The organism is Arthrobacter sp. MYb229, from assembly GCF_002975405.1.
GTDB lineage: Bacteria > Actinomycetota > Actinomycetes > Actinomycetales > Micrococcaceae > Glutamicibacter.
Window position 1 is genome coordinate 740,148 of sequence record NZ_PCPS01000002.1, and the last position, 13,939, is coordinate 754,086.

The 13,939-nt window shown below is 61.8% G+C and carries 12 protein-coding genes; 4 read left to right on the plus strand and 8 right to left on the minus strand.

The annotated features are described in order from the left end of the window. The first annotated feature begins 253 nt into the window (after positions 1–253). Together CQ019_RS09765 and CQ019_RS09770 are read left to right on the plus strand one after the other, a co-directional pair. On the plus strand, positions 254–1,042 hold the full coding sequence (locus CQ019_RS09765; RefSeq protein ID WP_105552982.1) for an IclR family transcriptional regulator: 789 nt from the start codon (positions 254–256) through the stop codon (positions 1,040–1,042). 123 nt (positions 1,043–1,165) lie between these two features. After that, positions 1,166–2,266, plus strand: a complete 1,101-nt coding sequence (locus CQ019_RS09770) for an alanine racemase (RefSeq protein ID WP_105552983.1) — start codon at positions 1,166–1,168, stop codon at positions 2,264–2,266. Positions 2,267–2,383: 117 nt separating this feature from the next. Here CQ019_RS09770 and CQ019_RS09775 read toward each other — a convergent pair whose 3' ends face one another. The 6 genes from CQ019_RS09775 to CQ019_RS09800 all read right to left on the minus strand — a co-directional run bounded on the left by CQ019_RS09775 (position 2,384) and on the right by CQ019_RS09800 (position 9,405). Beyond that, a complete protein-coding gene (locus CQ019_RS09775) occupies positions 2,384–3,706 on the minus strand; it encodes an NAD(P)/FAD-dependent oxidoreductase (RefSeq protein ID WP_105552808.1) in 1,323 nt (440 codons plus the stop codon). A 289-nt stretch (positions 3,707–3,995) separates the two neighbouring features. After that, on the minus strand, positions 3,996–5,453 hold the full coding sequence (locus tag CQ019_RS09780) for an aspartate ammonia-lyase (RefSeq protein ID WP_105552809.1): 1,458 nt from the start codon (positions 5,451–5,453) through the stop codon (positions 3,996–3,998). 7 nt (positions 5,454–5,460) lie between these two features. After that, complete coding sequence (locus CQ019_RS09785; RefSeq protein WP_105552810.1) at positions 5,461–6,645, minus strand: M20 family metallopeptidase; 1,185 nt, start codon at positions 6,643–6,645, stop codon at positions 5,461–5,463. Beyond that, on the minus strand, positions 6,635–7,306 hold the full coding sequence (locus CQ019_RS09790; RefSeq protein WP_105552811.1) for a DUF1028 domain-containing protein: 672 nt from the start codon (positions 7,304–7,306) through the stop codon (positions 6,635–6,637). Before CQ019_RS09790 ends, CQ019_RS09785 begins: the two co-directional genes overlap by 11 nt. A gap of 5 nt (positions 7,307–7,311) precedes the next feature. Continuing rightward, entirely contained in the window at positions 7,312–7,725 is a 414-nt protein-coding gene (locus CQ019_RS09795) for a RidA family protein (RefSeq protein WP_105552812.1), read from the minus strand. Positions 7,726–8,028: 303 nt separating this feature from the next. Then, positions 8,029–9,405, minus strand: a complete 1,377-nt coding sequence (locus tag CQ019_RS09800; protein WP_105552984.1) for an MFS transporter — start codon at positions 9,403–9,405, stop codon at positions 8,029–8,031. A gap of 325 nt (positions 9,406–9,730) precedes the next feature. On the opposite strand from CQ019_RS09800, the gene CQ019_RS09805 reads away from it, so the two are divergent. Next, positions 9,731–10,657 (plus strand): LysR substrate-binding domain-containing protein, encoded by a 927-nt coding sequence (locus CQ019_RS09805; protein ID WP_105552813.1) that lies wholly within the window; start codon positions 9,731–9,733, stop codon positions 10,655–10,657. Positions 10,658–10,665: 8 nt separating this feature from the next. Here CQ019_RS09805 and CQ019_RS09810 read toward each other — a convergent pair whose 3' ends face one another. Both CQ019_RS09810 and CQ019_RS09815 read right to left on the minus strand, forming a co-directional pair. Then, entirely contained in the window at positions 10,666–11,256 is a 591-nt protein-coding gene (locus tag CQ019_RS09810) for a TetR/AcrR family transcriptional regulator (RefSeq protein ID WP_105552814.1), read from the minus strand. Between the two features lie 94 nt (positions 11,257–11,350). After that, positions 11,351–13,297 (minus strand): primary-amine oxidase, encoded by a 1,947-nt coding sequence (locus CQ019_RS09815; protein WP_105552815.1) that lies wholly within the window; start codon positions 13,295–13,297, stop codon positions 11,351–11,353. Positions 13,298–13,432: 135 nt separating this feature from the next. Between CQ019_RS09815 and CQ019_RS09820 the strand changes: the two genes are divergently transcribed. Next, positions 13,433–13,897, plus strand: coding sequence for a hypothetical protein (locus CQ019_RS09820; RefSeq protein ID WP_105552816.1), 465 nt, complete (start codon positions 13,433–13,435; stop codon positions 13,895–13,897). Positions 13,898–13,939: the final 42 nt, after the last annotated feature.

Below are 13,939 nucleotides of genomic sequence, written 5' to 3' on the forward strand. Positions count from 1 at the left end.
ATCCGTCCATATTATGGATTTGAGTGTTCCCTATCTTCGAAGGTAGTAACTCGAAGTCCGTAGCTCAATAGTTATGGGAAAAGAACTCGATATTGCTCGACAGGTGAAGAGCAATCCCCAATTCGTTCACACTATGGACACTTGGAGGAGTAGTAGCCGCGCCGCCCAAAGTGCATCCGCGCCATTGCGTTGGGCCGCTTATTGAATGCGTCATGTTCCTCATATTATGGACTGCTTCGTTCATAATATGGTCATGAGCAAATCTCCTGCCGGTGCACAGGTCGTCGGACGCTTGGCCGCGGTATTGCGTGCGGTCAGCACCTCCATGCCGGAAGGAATCACGACCACGCAGGTCGCGCGGCTTACCGGGCTCGCGCGGCCGACGGTGCACCGGCTGCTGACAGCGCTGGTCGCCGAGGGCTTCTGCGACCACGACCACCGGGCGGGGCGCTGGCTGCTGGGCCCCGAGCTCTATCTGATGGGTGCGGTAGCGGCCGAACGCTACGACATCAGCGAGCTCGCCAGGGGGCACGTGACCGCGTTGGCCGAAGAATCCGGGGAGAGCGCCTTTCTCTCAGCCCGGCGCGGAGACGAAACGGTCTGCCTGCTGCGCCAAGACGGAGCATTCCCGATCCGTTCGTTTGTCCTCTATGAAGGCCGGCGCTTCCCGCTCGGGGTCGCCTCGGCAGGCATCGCGATTCTCGCCTTTCTTCCCGAAGAGCTCGTCGAACGCTATCTGGCTAGCAACAACCTCGTGGCCGAGTACGGCCAAGCGCACAGCGCCAAGCAATTGCGCCGCAAAGTGGAAGAGACCCGCACCCTTGGCTACTCGGTTAATCCGGGGCTCATCGTCGAAGGCAGCTGGGGGATCGGGGCCGCGGTCTTCGATGCCTCGGGCCAGCCAGCCTGGGCGCTGAGCCTGACCGGAATCGAATCGCGCTTCGAGGTGGCCCGGCAAGAATCGCTGGGCCAATTATTGCTGCACCACGCGCATGAGCTGTCGCTGAAACTTCGCGGATCGGGACTGCCGGCCAACAGATAGGCCAGGTCGTCCGATCCCACGCCAGGTCGCTGGGACTCGCTGGGTGTCAACGACGAGCCGGGCATTTTTCTCGGGTAACGTACGAATCAGATCGCCCGAGCACGAAGAGGAAAGCTGGCATTGGTGAACACCATCCCGCAAGGCTTATTAACCCCGCAAATCCTGGTCGACGTCGATATTCTCGAGCGGAACATCGACCGCGTGGCGCAGAACGTTGCAGGCAAAGGACTTGCCCTGCGACCGCACGCGAAAACGCACAAGATGCATGAGATCGCCGCCCGCCAGCTCGATTCCGGAGCAGTGGGACTGACGGTCGCAACCATCGGGGAAGCCCTGACCTTCGCGCTGCACGGGGTGGCGGATCTCTTTGTCGCTTTCCCCTTGTGGGTATCCGAGGTCCAAGCGGCACGCATTCGCAAGTTGCTGCGCTATGTCAGGCTCTCCTTGGGCACCGACTCCGTTGCAGCCGTCGAGCAGCTTGCCCGGCAGCTGGGAGACAAGGCCAACAAATTAGGATTGATGATCGAGATCGACAGCGGTCACCACCGCAGCGGTGTGCACCCCCGCGGCGCATTGGATGTCGCCCGCGCCGCCCGCGATGCCGGGCTGAACGTCATTGGCATTTTCACCTTCCCCGGTCATAGTTATGCACCGGGCCGGGCGCAAGAGGTAGCCGCGGAAGAACAGCAAGCGCTCGCCGAAGCGGCCGGCTTGCTCCGCGAAGACGGCTTCGAACTCAAACGCATCAGCGGCGGCTCCACGCCGACGGCAGAGCTTGCGGACAATTCGTTGCTGACCGAGGTGCGCCCCGGCGTTTATGTATTTGGCGACGCGCAGCAGTTCGAACTGGGACGCTGCCGCTGGGAAGACATCGCCTTGAGCGTTGCCTCCACGGTGATCAGCCGGCATGAAGGGGACGAACTCATCCCGCGGCGGATCGTCCTGGACGCGGGCAGCAAGATCCTCGGCGGCGACCGCCCCGCCTGGGCCAGCGGATTTGGCCGGATCCTTGAAAACCCGGACGCGCGGATCAGCGCGGTATCCGAACACCACGCAACGGTGGTGTGGCCCGAGGACCAGCCGCTTCCCGCCCATGGGGAGCAGCTCCGCGTGATCCCCAACCATGTGTGCGTGGCGGTGAACCTGGTGGATCAGGTCACCGTGCTCCGCGCCGGCGAGGTCGCCGAACGGTGGGACGTGGCGGCCCGCGGGCTGAACTACTAGGGTTTCGTATCTCGGATTCACTGAGGGCGCGAAAGGCAATATTTCGCGTTCAGGCAGTCTATGCATCCGGGATGGCCTGTAGCGCTGATGCGACTTCGCACCAGCGCTACAACGTGGTTAGACGTGTGCGGCGTGGTTGTCTGACCGCGCTGTTGCGGCCGGCGAAATCTGGTGCGCCGGGTCAAGGTCGATTTGCGACATATGCTCAAGGTATCCGCGCTGGATATCGATTTGCTCCGCGACATATTTGGCATCGTGCCAAACTCCCCAAATGAAGCTCGAGCCGCGGCTTGACTGCCAAGGCTGGCCCAAGAAGTAGACGCCGCTCTCTTCGGATACACCTCGCTGATGGAGAGGCCTTCCCTGCTCATCGAAGGTATCCACCTGCAGCCACTGGTAGTCGACAGCAAAACCCGTGGCCCAGATGATAGTAGTCACTCCAGCGGCTTCCAGATCCATTTCCAGGATGGGATGGACAAGTTCTTCCGGATCATCGCCGAGGACTCGGGCCTGCGGCTCTTCGGGGAAGTTCAACCCATTGCGCGCAATGTAGGCATCCGCCTCATCGAGTACTGACAGGAAGTTCGCATCTCCATTGGCAATGTTGCGGGCCAGATCCGGGGCGAAACGCATTTTCCCCATCGAATAAGTTTCGGTGCGTCCGAGCAGTTTGATGCCGCCTGCCGCCAGTTCGCGGAAGTTCACGGTATGTCCGCCGTTGGCGCCGCTGACCGCGATGGTGACGTGCTCGGCACCCTTGGGAGGCGCTGCGGCTGACCATTTATCCAGAACGCCAAGCCACCAGCAGAAGTCCTGGCCGCGATACTGGCGCGGCGGTCGATCGTGGGGACCAACCGACAGGTAGACCTGCCGGCCGGCTGCGCGCAGCTCGTTGGCGATCTGCACCCCCGAAGATCCTGCTCCGACTACCAGCACGCCACCATCCCGTAGCTGCTGCGGGTTTCGGTACGAATGCGAATGCATTTGGGTGAGCGGGGAAGAATCCGCGACGATGGGAGGAATAACGGGTATCTGGAATGGGCCGGTGGCCGCAACGACGAAGCGGGTGTTTATGATCCCCTCGGACGTTTCAACTTTAAAGCCCGGCTTGCCGTTGTTCCTCTGCACGGATTTAACTTCGACGCCGCTGCGAATTGGTGCCCCAAAGCCTTCTGCATAAGCGGCGAAGTAATCCGCAACGCTCTCCTTGGGTGCAAATCCGTCGGCGGGAACATCCGCAAAAGTCATGCCTGGGAAACGGTCATGCCAAGCCGGGCCATTGGCAACTAGCGAATCCCAGCGTCCGGTGCGCCAGCGTTCGGCTATGCGGTCCTTTTCCAGGACGATATGGGGAACCCCTAGATTTGTTAGATGTTCGCTCATCGCGACTCCGGCCTGTCCTGCGCCGACAACTAGAACTTCCGTCTCTTGACTCGACATGCCAACCTCCATTGCTATTAATAGTCAGATTCGATGCGACGTGGCACTGTCGTGTGCTCCCGATTCACCGCGTCGCGGGGAATCTTTCGTCTATTGGGGTACCTTCAGAAAACCGTATTTCAGCACATCATTCAAACATTTGTTCTCGCTAATCTGCATCGGATTTTCAGATGTAGAGTGGCGCTCAAACCAGGATGCCGGTGCGCCGATAGGCGATTCGAATTCCAGCCATCGAAGAATTCGCGGTTAGGCAACCCAAGCTGAGCGGGAACGATGCTTCTGCGCTTTGCTATGCCAGCGGAACGCTCGCCGCGACGCCAGTTAAGTTAGCGGGCGAGAGCAAGGTATCGAGGAGGCCGGGATCCACCAGGCCGTAGGACAGCACTAATTCCTTGATGCCTTGCCCGCTGGCTAGGGATTCCTTGGCCAGGTTCGCCGCGTTCGCGTAGCCGATATGGGGTGCTATTCCCGTGATGATGCTGACCGATTCGGACATGCGTCGTGCCAGAACTGGTTCGTTGGCCGTAATGCCGTCGACGCATCTGGTGCGCAGGGTATGGCAAGCGGAGGCCAGCCACTGCAACGACTCGAGGAGGCAATCGACCATCACCGGTTCAAAGGCGTTCAGCTGCAACTGGCCGGCTTCTACTGCCATTGTCACGGTTGCGTCGGCACCCACCACCCGGAAGGCGACCTGGTTCACGACCTCCGGAATCACCGGGTTCACCTTCCCCGGCATGATCGAAGAGCCGGCTTGGACCGCGGGCAGGAAGATTTCATTAAATCCTGTTTGCGGGCCGGAGGAAAGCAGGCGCAAATCATTGCAGATCTTCGACAGCTTGACGGCCGAACGCTTGAGCACGCCCGAGAGCAGCATGAATACTCCGGTGTCGGAGGTCGCTTCAACCAGATCGCGGGCGGATACCAATTCCAGGCCGGTCAGGTTGTTGAGTTCCCGAGTTACCAATGCGCGGTACTCCGGGTGGGCGGTGATTCCGGTGCCGATGGCCGTAGCGCCGAGGTTGATTTCCGATAAATGCGCCGGCAGCTCGGATAACCGGGCCAAGTCTTCGCGCAAGGTTTCGGAAAATGCAGCAAATTCCTGGCCTAAGGTCATCGGGACGGCATCCTGCAGCTGCGTCCTGCCGATCTTGAGGATCTGGGCAAACTCGAGTCCTTTGGCCGCAAAGGAATCAACCAGGAGCTGGTGTTCGGCGCTGTAGTCTCGCAACGCCGAGAGCAAGGCGATCTTCACCGCGGTGGGGTAGGTGTCGTTGGTGCTTTGGCCCATGTTGACGTGGTCAATCGGGTCGAGCTCGTGGTACGCGCCCTTGGCGAATCCCAGAATCTCCAGTGCACGGTTGGCGATGACCTCATTGAGGTTCATATTGGTGCTGGTGCCGGCGCCGCCCTGGATGCGGTCAACGGGGAAATGCGCGTCGAAGAGCCCGTCGCGGACCTCCAACGCGGCTTGGTCGATGGCGGCCGAACGTTGCGGATCGAGCAGCCCCAGGCTGGTGTTGGCCCTGGCCGCTGCACACTTGACTGCGCCAAAGGCCCAGACCAGTGAGCGCAGGCTGCCCACGGGGCGCCCGCTGATGGGGAAGTTCTCGACGGCTCGGAGGCTGCTGATGCCCCAATAGGCATCGGCCGGCACTAGGCGTTCGCCAAGCGAATCACGCTCAAGGCGTGTGGCGGGAACGTGGCGCTCTTCGGCTCCGGCGGCATTGGGTAGAGAGGTATTCATGATCGGTTCACTCGTTTCCTGCGTTTCGGGGTATCCCGACAAAATCCAGTGCCGTCAGCGCCAAAGCGATGGCACCGTCGTGGATGGCAAGGTTGGCCGCGCCGCCAATGCAATGTGCGGCAAATTCGGGTTGGTGATTGGCCGCAGGGAAGCAGCCCAACCCGATGTAGGGGTGGATCGCAGGGACTATTTGGGAGACGTTGCCCATGTCGGTTGAGGCGCGGTTCATGGTGGCTTGTTCTGGCGGGGCGTCGAAGGTTCGGCCCAGTGCCTGGGCATGGGCCGTATAGATATCCAGGGCCCGCTGCTCTGTGCGGAACTCCGAGTAGGGTTCGGACTCCGGGGTGATCTCCAGTTGGGCTCCGGTTGCCAAGGCCCCTGCTTCGAAGCACTTGTTCACGCGCTCGTGCAGCGGTTCCAGTTCGGCCAGTGTTTCGGCGCGGACGTACCAGCGGCCCCGGGTGGTTTCCGGAATCGCGTTGGGCGCTTCCCCGCCCCGGGTCTGCACTCCATGGACGCGGGTTTCCTGGGGCAGCTGCTGGCGCAGCAGCCCCAGAGCCACCTGGGCGATGACAAAGGCATCGTTGGCATTGATTCCTTGGTCTGGATACGCCGCGGCATGGGCAGATTTCCCGCGGTACTCCACCTGCTGGTGGGCGACGGCGAAGGGATTCGCCACCGCGGAGTCAACGGGGCTGGGGTGGACCATCATCGCCAAGTCGAGGCCTTGGAACGCGCCCTTCTTGAGCATTTCGATTTTTCCGCCGCCGCCTTCTTCCGCCGGGGTTCCGTACAGCTCGATGCACAGGTCGTACTCGTCGGCGAATCCAGCCAAGGCGCAGGCTGCGCCCACCGAAGCAGCGCTGATGATGTTGTGCCCACAGGCGTGGCCCAGCCCGGGCAGCGCGTCATATTCGGCCATCAGTCCGATACGGCGGCTTCCGGTGCCGAAACTGGCGCGCAGGGCTGTGGGAAAACCCAGGTATCCACCTTCGATGATGAATCCGCGCTCCGCCAAGAATTCTGCGGTCCAGCCCGCGGCGCGGTGCTCTTCCCAACCGAGCTCCGGATTCGCATGAATCCTCTCGGAGTAGGCGACCAGCGCTGGCTGTTCCCGGCGGACGGCATCCATCACGCGTTCCCGATTGGTGGCGAGGCCTGCCGTCAAGGGCGATGGTGGATTATCGATCATCGCCGGGCACTCCATAACCCTCGGAGACCAGTGGATCCAAGCCGCGAGTCACGTAGGCATCTCGCTGCGGCATCCAGATTTCCAGCAGCTTGCCCAATTCGGCAATCGGGCGCTCGTGCCAATCCACGCGCAGATCGGTATCCCGCCACCCATGCCCAGAGACCACCGACATGCCTGCGGAATAGACCGGCCCGGCTTCGCCGCCCGCGGCGATGGCAGCCTGGAGGCCCGCCAGCAGCTGCTCTTCAAGTTCGCCATCGGCCGCTTCGAATGCGTCGCAGGCTGCCTGCAGAACTCCCGGGTCGGCCAGCATGTTGCCGGCCGCTACGCAGGAAGCTCCCTTGCCCTGTCCGTAGACGCCCAGCGTCCGGGATCCGTTGAAGACCGCGGAACCGCCCTGGGAGTCCAGGACGACGAGCTGTCGGAAGTCGATGTTTTCGGCCGAGTCGGCCACGGCGTCCAATGCCTGTTGGGCGCTGTCTCCCGCTTCGAGACGGTCAAGCAGGGCCGGCCCCAGCCGGGGGTCGGTGATGTTCTGCGAGCTGACTGCCCCGACCCCGTCGCGCAGATGGATGCATCTGGCCGCAACGGCAGGAGACGAGGAGCAAACTGCCATGCCGAAGCGGCCATTGCCGTCGGTGCCTGCAATGCTGAAAGTCATTTTCTCTATTCCCCCGAAAGCACTGCGGTGGCATCGATTTCGACAAGCCACTCGGGGCGGGCCAGCGCCGAGACTACCAAGCCGGTGGATACGGGGAAGACGCCCTTGAGCCAACGGCCCATGGTCCGGTATACGGTTTCGCGGTAACGTGGGTCAATCAGGTAGACGGTCACCTTGACGATGTCCTCAAGTGATCCTCCGGCTTCCTCCAGCAGCATCTTGATATTGGCCATGGCCTTGTCGGTCTGTGCTTCCACATCGCCGAGGCCCACCGATTCGCGGGTGTCCAGATCCTGGCCGATCTGACCACGGAGGTATACGACGCCGCCGGCAACAACGGCCTGGCACAGGTCGTTGTCCAAGTTCTGTTCGGGGTATGTCTCTTTGGTATTGAAGGTGCGGATACGAGTGTGCTTCATTGTTTTACAACCTTTTCCTCTGACGGGTGGATGTCGGAATGCGCGCTTGGTTAGGGGCCATTCGTTGCCTCGGCACCCGCGCCAGTTGGCACGCGTGCTTTGACTCCAGCATTCACCGCGCCATCAAATCTGTCTAACAGTTTTTTTCGAGAAACTAAATCTGATATTCAGATTTAGTGGAATTTGCTGGTTGGCTGCCACGCCTACGCGGATGGGGGCGCAGCCGGTTTCCGTTTTTCGATGTTGGCGGGCTGCAAGGACTGCCGGCGCGGTTGCCGTAGCCTGCGCGGCATTAAGCGTGGGCTAGTTCCTTTGAGGGGTTCTCGCGGGATCCTTCGCTTGCTCCGCGACGGTGAATCCGCGCTTGGCCGCATCTTCTCGATCCAGCGTCATCAAGTCGATGCCCTTGGTTTCTTTCATGGTCAGCAAGGTCGCCAGGCCGAGGATGCCGATGGCGATCATGTAGAAGGCCGGTGCCATGATATTTCCGGTTTCTGCGATGAGCCAGGTCAAGATCAGCGGGACGGTGCCGACGAAGATGGCTGCGGTGACGCTGTAGGCAATGGAAAGGCCGGATTGCCGGGTGCGCGTTGGAAAAATCTCCGCGACGGTCACTGCATGGACGCCAAGGACAATGGCCAAGATGACGCCCAGTCCAATGGTGCTCACCGTACCGGCCCACGCGGTGTCCAGCTGCATGATCGAAAAGAGCGGGTAGGAGCAAACGATCATCAGCACCGCAGAGCCAACCATCAGTGGTTTGCGTCCAATCCGGTCGGACCAGGCGCCGAATAACGGCACAAGGACCAAGGCGGTCACAGAGGCGACGGTCGAGAGCAATGCGGCCGACTCAATGCTCATGCCAATGAATTCTTCCTGGTAGGTCAGCAGGTAGACCAAGACGATGTAGAAGGCGACGTTCATCATGATCTCGATGCCGCTGGTCTGCAGCAACTGTTTCCAGTTGTTCCGGAACACCTCCTTGAGCGGGCTTTGGGCGACTTCATCCAACTTCTCCAAGGCCTTGAACTCTGGAGTGTCCTCTACCTTCGCCCGGATATAGAAGCCAATGATGCCCAAGGGAGCGGTCAGGATGAACGGAATGCGCCAACCCCAATCCTGCACTGCATCGGGACCCAAGACGTTATTCATCAGCAGAACCATCAGCGAAGCGCCGAGGAAACCCAATAGGCTGCCGACCTCCAGCCAGCTGACGCCGAAACCGCGATGCCTAGCCGGGGAGGCTTCCGCCAGGAACGCCGCGGCGCTGCCGAACTCGCCGCCTGCGGCCAAGCCCTGGACCATCCGGGCGGCGACCAGCAGGATTGGCGCCCAGATGCCGATCGTGTTGTAGCCCGGGAGCAACCCGACGACGAGGGTAGCGACGGACATGGAGATGATGACCATGGACAATGTGCGCTTGCGGCCGAACTTGTCGCCGATATAGCCGAAGAGCAGCGCACCCAAGGGGCGGACTCCGAACGAGACGGCAAAAACGGCAAAGACGGCCAGCAAGCCTGCGGTCTTGTCCTGTGCGGGGAAGAAGACTACGGCAATGGTGGAAGCCATGTAGGCATAGATGGCCCAGTCGAACCAGTGGACAAGCACGCCGATGGAGCCGGCGGCCACTGATTTGCGCAGGCTCTTCTGTTCGATCGCAGGAGACGGTGGGATGCTCATGGTGGTCCCTTCGGTGAAGATGAACGCGGGGTCGAAGCTGGCATGGCGGCGGCCCGCTGATGGTCGAATGCTTGGTTCGTCTAAAATGCAGCTGAATTTCAGCTGCATCGATCCGCGGCTCCGGTGCAGTCCCCGCAGCGGAGGCGAGCGTCGTGCCTTGTGGTTGACGTGCAGGAGGCTCAGGTCGAGTGAGTTGCGCCCAAGCGTGAAGTCCGCTGTCCGGCGGGCAGCTGACTAAAGTATTCACGGCGCCATGAAACCTGTCTAACAGTTTTTTCAGAGGGCTGGCATCTGATATTCAGATGCAGTGCTCTATGCTGTAGGGATGGATGTCACTCTCACTCAAATGAGGTATTTCGCCGAGGCGGCGGCCCGGCTGTCAATGACTGGCGCCGCCGAGCGGCTAAACGTCGCGCAGTCTGCGGTCTCCAGTGCCGTTGCCCAGCTCGAACGCCAAATCGGTTCGCAGTTCTTCATCCGCCAACGCTCCAAAGGGCTGGTGCTCACTCCCGCGGGTGAGTCATTCCTCAGGGACGCGCGAGCCGTCCTGGCCCATGTCGAAGAGACCGTGGAGCACGCCCGCGGTGAACAGACGGCGCTCGCCGGACGAGTGCGCCTCGCCTGCTTCAGCACCTTGGCGCCATTCCTGCTTCCCGGTGTGCTCGGCAGGTTGCATGCAGAGCATCCGGATCTTGAACTGGAAGTGGTGGAGGCCGATGCGGCGGGCTGCTCGGCGGCATTGCTGAACGGCCAAGTTGACCTGGCGCTGTGCTATGACCTGGGGCTGCCAGAGGAGGTGGCCGCCACCTCGGTGCATGCGGCCCGCCCCTACCTGGCGTTGCCTCCGGAGCACCGTTTCGCGCAGCGCAAGGAAGTGGAGCTCAAGGAACTGCGCGATGAACCGTTCGTTTTGCTGGATCTGCCGCATACGCGGGAGCTGATGCTTTCCATCCTTGCCGCGGCGGGCCTGGAGCCGAATGTACGGTTCCGCTCTGGCAGCTATGAGACGGTGCGCACCTTTGTTGCCAACGGCCATGGGTATTCCATCTTGCATCAGCGCCCGCGCCATGACTTCACCTACGACGGCGGACGGGTGATACCGGTTGCGCTCAAGGGAAAGGTGCCGGAGTTGCAGACCGTCATTGCCCGATTGCGGATTCAGCGCCCGACGGCAAGAACGCGGGCGGTGGCGCAGGCGGTGCGGCAGCAGATCGCCGGGCTTCTGGCAGAATCCCCGGAGGGGTCCAGCTAGTTCTTCGCCTAGGAGATCCGCTCCAGCATGAAGTCGATCAGCCGGCGCTGGCGAGAGCCGCTCACGGTTTCTGGATCGAGCATCGCGGTGATGTGCAATCCCATCATCGTGTTCAACAGCTCGTGGGCAACCAGGTCGGGATCCCCGAAGGCCGCCTCCGGCCTGTCAGTTATTTCTTCTGCGAGGCAGGACATGATGGCCGCATGCCATTGGGTAAGCGCATCTCGGCCCACCCTGCGTAATTCGGGGTCGCTCTGTGCCCGTTGCCAGAAGGATACGGCCACCCTGGCCTCCACCGTGGTCAGGTCCTCGGCCGGGATGATCTCGAAGCACAGCGCGCGCAGGGCGTGCCGGCCCCGCTTGGCCTTCGTCGACAACGCAATGCGCTCATTGGTTCGTTGGCAGATGAGTTCATAGGCCGCTAGGAGCAGCGCGTTTTTATTGGGAAAGTAGTGCGCCAGGATCCCGGGGGCCGCGTATCCGCATTCGCGGGCGATGTCACGCATGCTGGCGTTCTCGATGCCCTGCTCGGCAATGATTCTCCACGTAGTCTCGATGATGACTTTACGGCGTTCGGTGTGGTCAACTAACCGGGGCATGGAGTTACTCCTTGAAAGATGAGGGGCTGGTGGAGGCCCTGAGCGTCTCCACCAGCCGTCACTGTACCATCGCCGAAGGCGAGCGCTATGGCAACTATTCGCCGCTGCAGCCGGTGGGGGTGCAATGGCCTGTCGCCGAAGCCGGCAGATTCAGGGTTGGATTCTGGTCGAAGAATCCATGGGGCTTGAGTTTGAAGCCCGTGGTGTCAACCGGCATGATCGGCCAATCTTCGGGACGGGGGAAGTGCGTGAGCCCGAATGAGTGCCACAGCACCAGATCCTGGCCATCGATATCCCGATCCTGCGCGGCGTATGCGGGAAGGCCCGCTCCGCCGGGATGCTGGTTGACGAAGTCTCCGGCGGCGTAGAGCTCGTTTTCCGCGAAGCGGGTGACCCACAGGTGGTGGCGGGCAAAGGCGGCGCGTGCGGCGATGGAGGAGTCCTCGGCCATGGCCAGGGTGGGGGCGCCTTCGGGGTAGAGGGTGTAGCCGACCGGCTCGTCCATCTGGTTCAGCGATTCCGGGTTGCTGATATGCCAAACCCTGCCCACGCTGCCGTCCGCGTCGCGGATGGCAGCGGTTTCGGAGCCCAGCACCTTCCGGGTTTGGGTGAACGCATTGCCGTGCGGATTGCCGGGCCCCTTGGGCAGGCGCTTCAGATCCAGCTCCTCCACGCGGTTGGTGGCCCCGTCGATCATCATGTCCATGCGGGCGCTGAACAGGTGCTGGTGGTAAGGAGCGCCGAGGCCCGGCGCGATCTCCGAGGCATATTCGTAGCCCTTGTGCGGCAGCGCGGCGGTGAAGACGATGCCGGTGGCCTTGGCCTCGAACTCGATCGTGCCATCCAGATAGAGGTACCAGTAGAAGCCGTAGTCGTAGTTCCCCACGGTGGTGAAGAAGGAAACTACCAGGCGCCGGTTGCGGCGCACCTCGTTGGATCCGGCCCACTCGTCGGTGTGCTTCCACGCGATCCCGGCGTCTTCCTCGTGGATGCAGATGCCATTGGGAATGGTCCGTGGATTGCCGAAGTCATCGGCCACCACGGGGGAGAGGTAGGTGATCTCGCCCAGGCAGTCGCAGCCGAGCTGCAACGAGTTCGCATCGCGGCCGACCAGGTATTCGCCTGAATCGAAGTAGTTCTGCCAGCTGCGGTAGGGCGCCGGGTCCCCGTAGGGGACGACCATTTCGGAGATGGCGGCCCGGTGCATCACCGGACGTCGCCGGCCGTCGAAGGTGTGGTGCAGCTGGTGCAGGACAAGTCCCTCGCGGGCGTCGAAGCCCACGCGCAGGTCCCAGCCTAGCCAGGACAGGTGGTTTCCCTCGAGGGTGAAGCTGGCGCCTTCGGGCTGGATGACCTCGATCGGCTTGAGGTCGGTGCGCAGCTCACCCTGAATTGCCGGATCGGTGTAGTTGCCGTTGACCTCCGGCACCGGGACCGGGCCGTCATCGATCAGGTGGTTCACGCGCCGGTTCTCCACGTCAACGAAGGCGACCAATCCGTCGATCGGGTGTGCCCAGGCGTGGTCCCCGGGATGGTCCTGGCGGAACCCCAGGCCGCGCAGCAGGCGCTTGCCGGTTTCGTTCTCGTACTCGAAGACCCCTGCGGACAAGGGGGCAACCCGGACCTGCTCGGAGGTCAGCCCGCGGGAAGCCAATGCGGCGATCCACTGCTCATCCGCGGCCAGGATTTCCTCGATGATCTCGAACTCTTCGAGCAGCACCGGCATTTGTCCATCCACCGCGGGGTCGAGCTCGCGCTTGGTGAGTACGGCCCGGCTGTCGAGGGACAGGGTGATGTCGAGGGAGCGGGATAGCGCGGCATCCCAGAGCATCACCCGGACACGGCGGTCAATATCGCTGGACGGGACTGGATACAGGGCTTCCTTGGCAGGTTCAAGCAGACCCACATAGGCGAACCTGGTCGAATCCAGCACCAGGCCTGCACCTTCCAATATGGCGCGAGTTGCCTGGTATTCGTCGGCTGTGAGCTGTTCCAGGGGATGCGCGGGGCGCGTCACTGCGCGATCGCTTTGGAGTGTCATGGGGCTTCCTTAATGCATGGTTTTGATGATACAACTGTTCAATCAACAATTTTATGTTACCCAAGTCACCCCCCTCTCGTAAAGGGGTGTCTTGAAAAGAATCAGCCACCTGCCCGGAGAAGTCGAGATCCGAACATGGACCCAAAAAACAAGAGCTCGAAAACGCTGTGCGCGCTGCGCTATTTGCTGAGCATCGTGGTGCTCGCGGTTTCGACCGCGCATGTGCTCGCCGCGTTTCAGGGGCCCAAGTCCATGTTTTTGGCCATGAGCGCGATGGGGGTCCTGTGCCTGGTTTGCCTGCCGCATCTCGTGTCGGCGACCTGCGAAATCGAGAAGTCGACGCTTCAGGTCATGCTCATGTCCGCTGCAATGGCAGTGGCCCATTTGCTCTGGATCAGCATGTCCGGCCACCAGGGGCACGGGCAGGCGCATGGGCACGTCGCCGATCGGCTCTCCCCGCTTGCGGCAGACGCTGCCGGGCAGCACTCCGCCACGATGCTTGGCCTGATTGCCCTCGAACTTGCGACGTTGGCGGTGGCATCCATCGTGTTGCGCGCCAGCCGTGCACTGCGCAATCAACCAGCTCTGCCAGTCAATTAACCTGTCACCCAACCAACCCAGATACCCAACCAATGGAGATCA

Coding starts and splice junctions, on each gene's coding strand:
- CQ019_RS09790 (WP_105552811.1), bottom strand. CDS start 7,306: ATGACTTTCAGCATTGCAGGCACCGACGGCAATGGCCGCTTCGGCATG.
- CQ019_RS09815 (WP_105552815.1), bottom strand. CDS start 13,297: ATGACACTCCAAAGCGATCGCGCAGTGACGCGCCCCGCGCATCCCCTG.
- CQ019_RS09765 (WP_105552982.1), top strand. CDS start 254: ATGAGCAAATCTCCTGCCGGTGCACAGGTCGTCGGACGCTTGGCCGCG.
- CQ019_RS09810 (WP_105552814.1), bottom strand. CDS start 11,256: ATGCCCCGGTTAGTTGACCACACCGAACGCCGTAAAGTCATCATCGAG.
- CQ019_RS09795 (WP_105552812.1), bottom strand. CDS start 7,725: ATGAAGCACACTCGTATCCGCACCTTCAATACCAAAGAGACATACCCC.
- CQ019_RS09805 (WP_105552813.1), top strand. CDS start 9,731: ATGGATGTCACTCTCACTCAAATGAGGTATTTCGCCGAGGCGGCGGCC.
- CQ019_RS09800 (WP_105552984.1), bottom strand. CDS start 9,405: ATGAGCATCCCACCGTCTCCTGCGATCGAACAGAAGAGCCTGCGCAAA.
- CQ019_RS09775 (WP_105552808.1), bottom strand. CDS start 3,706: ATGTCGAGTCAAGAGACGGAAGTTCTAGTTGTCGGCGCAGGACAGGCC.
- CQ019_RS09780 (WP_105552809.1), bottom strand. CDS start 5,453: ATGAATACCTCTCTACCCAATGCCGCCGGAGCCGAAGAGCGCCACGTT.
- CQ019_RS09820 (WP_105552816.1), top strand. CDS start 13,433: ATGGACCCAAAAAACAAGAGCTCGAAAACGCTGTGCGCGCTGCGCTAT.
- CQ019_RS09785 (WP_105552810.1), bottom strand. CDS start 6,645: ATGATCGATAATCCACCATCGCCCTTGACGGCAGGCCTCGCCACCAAT.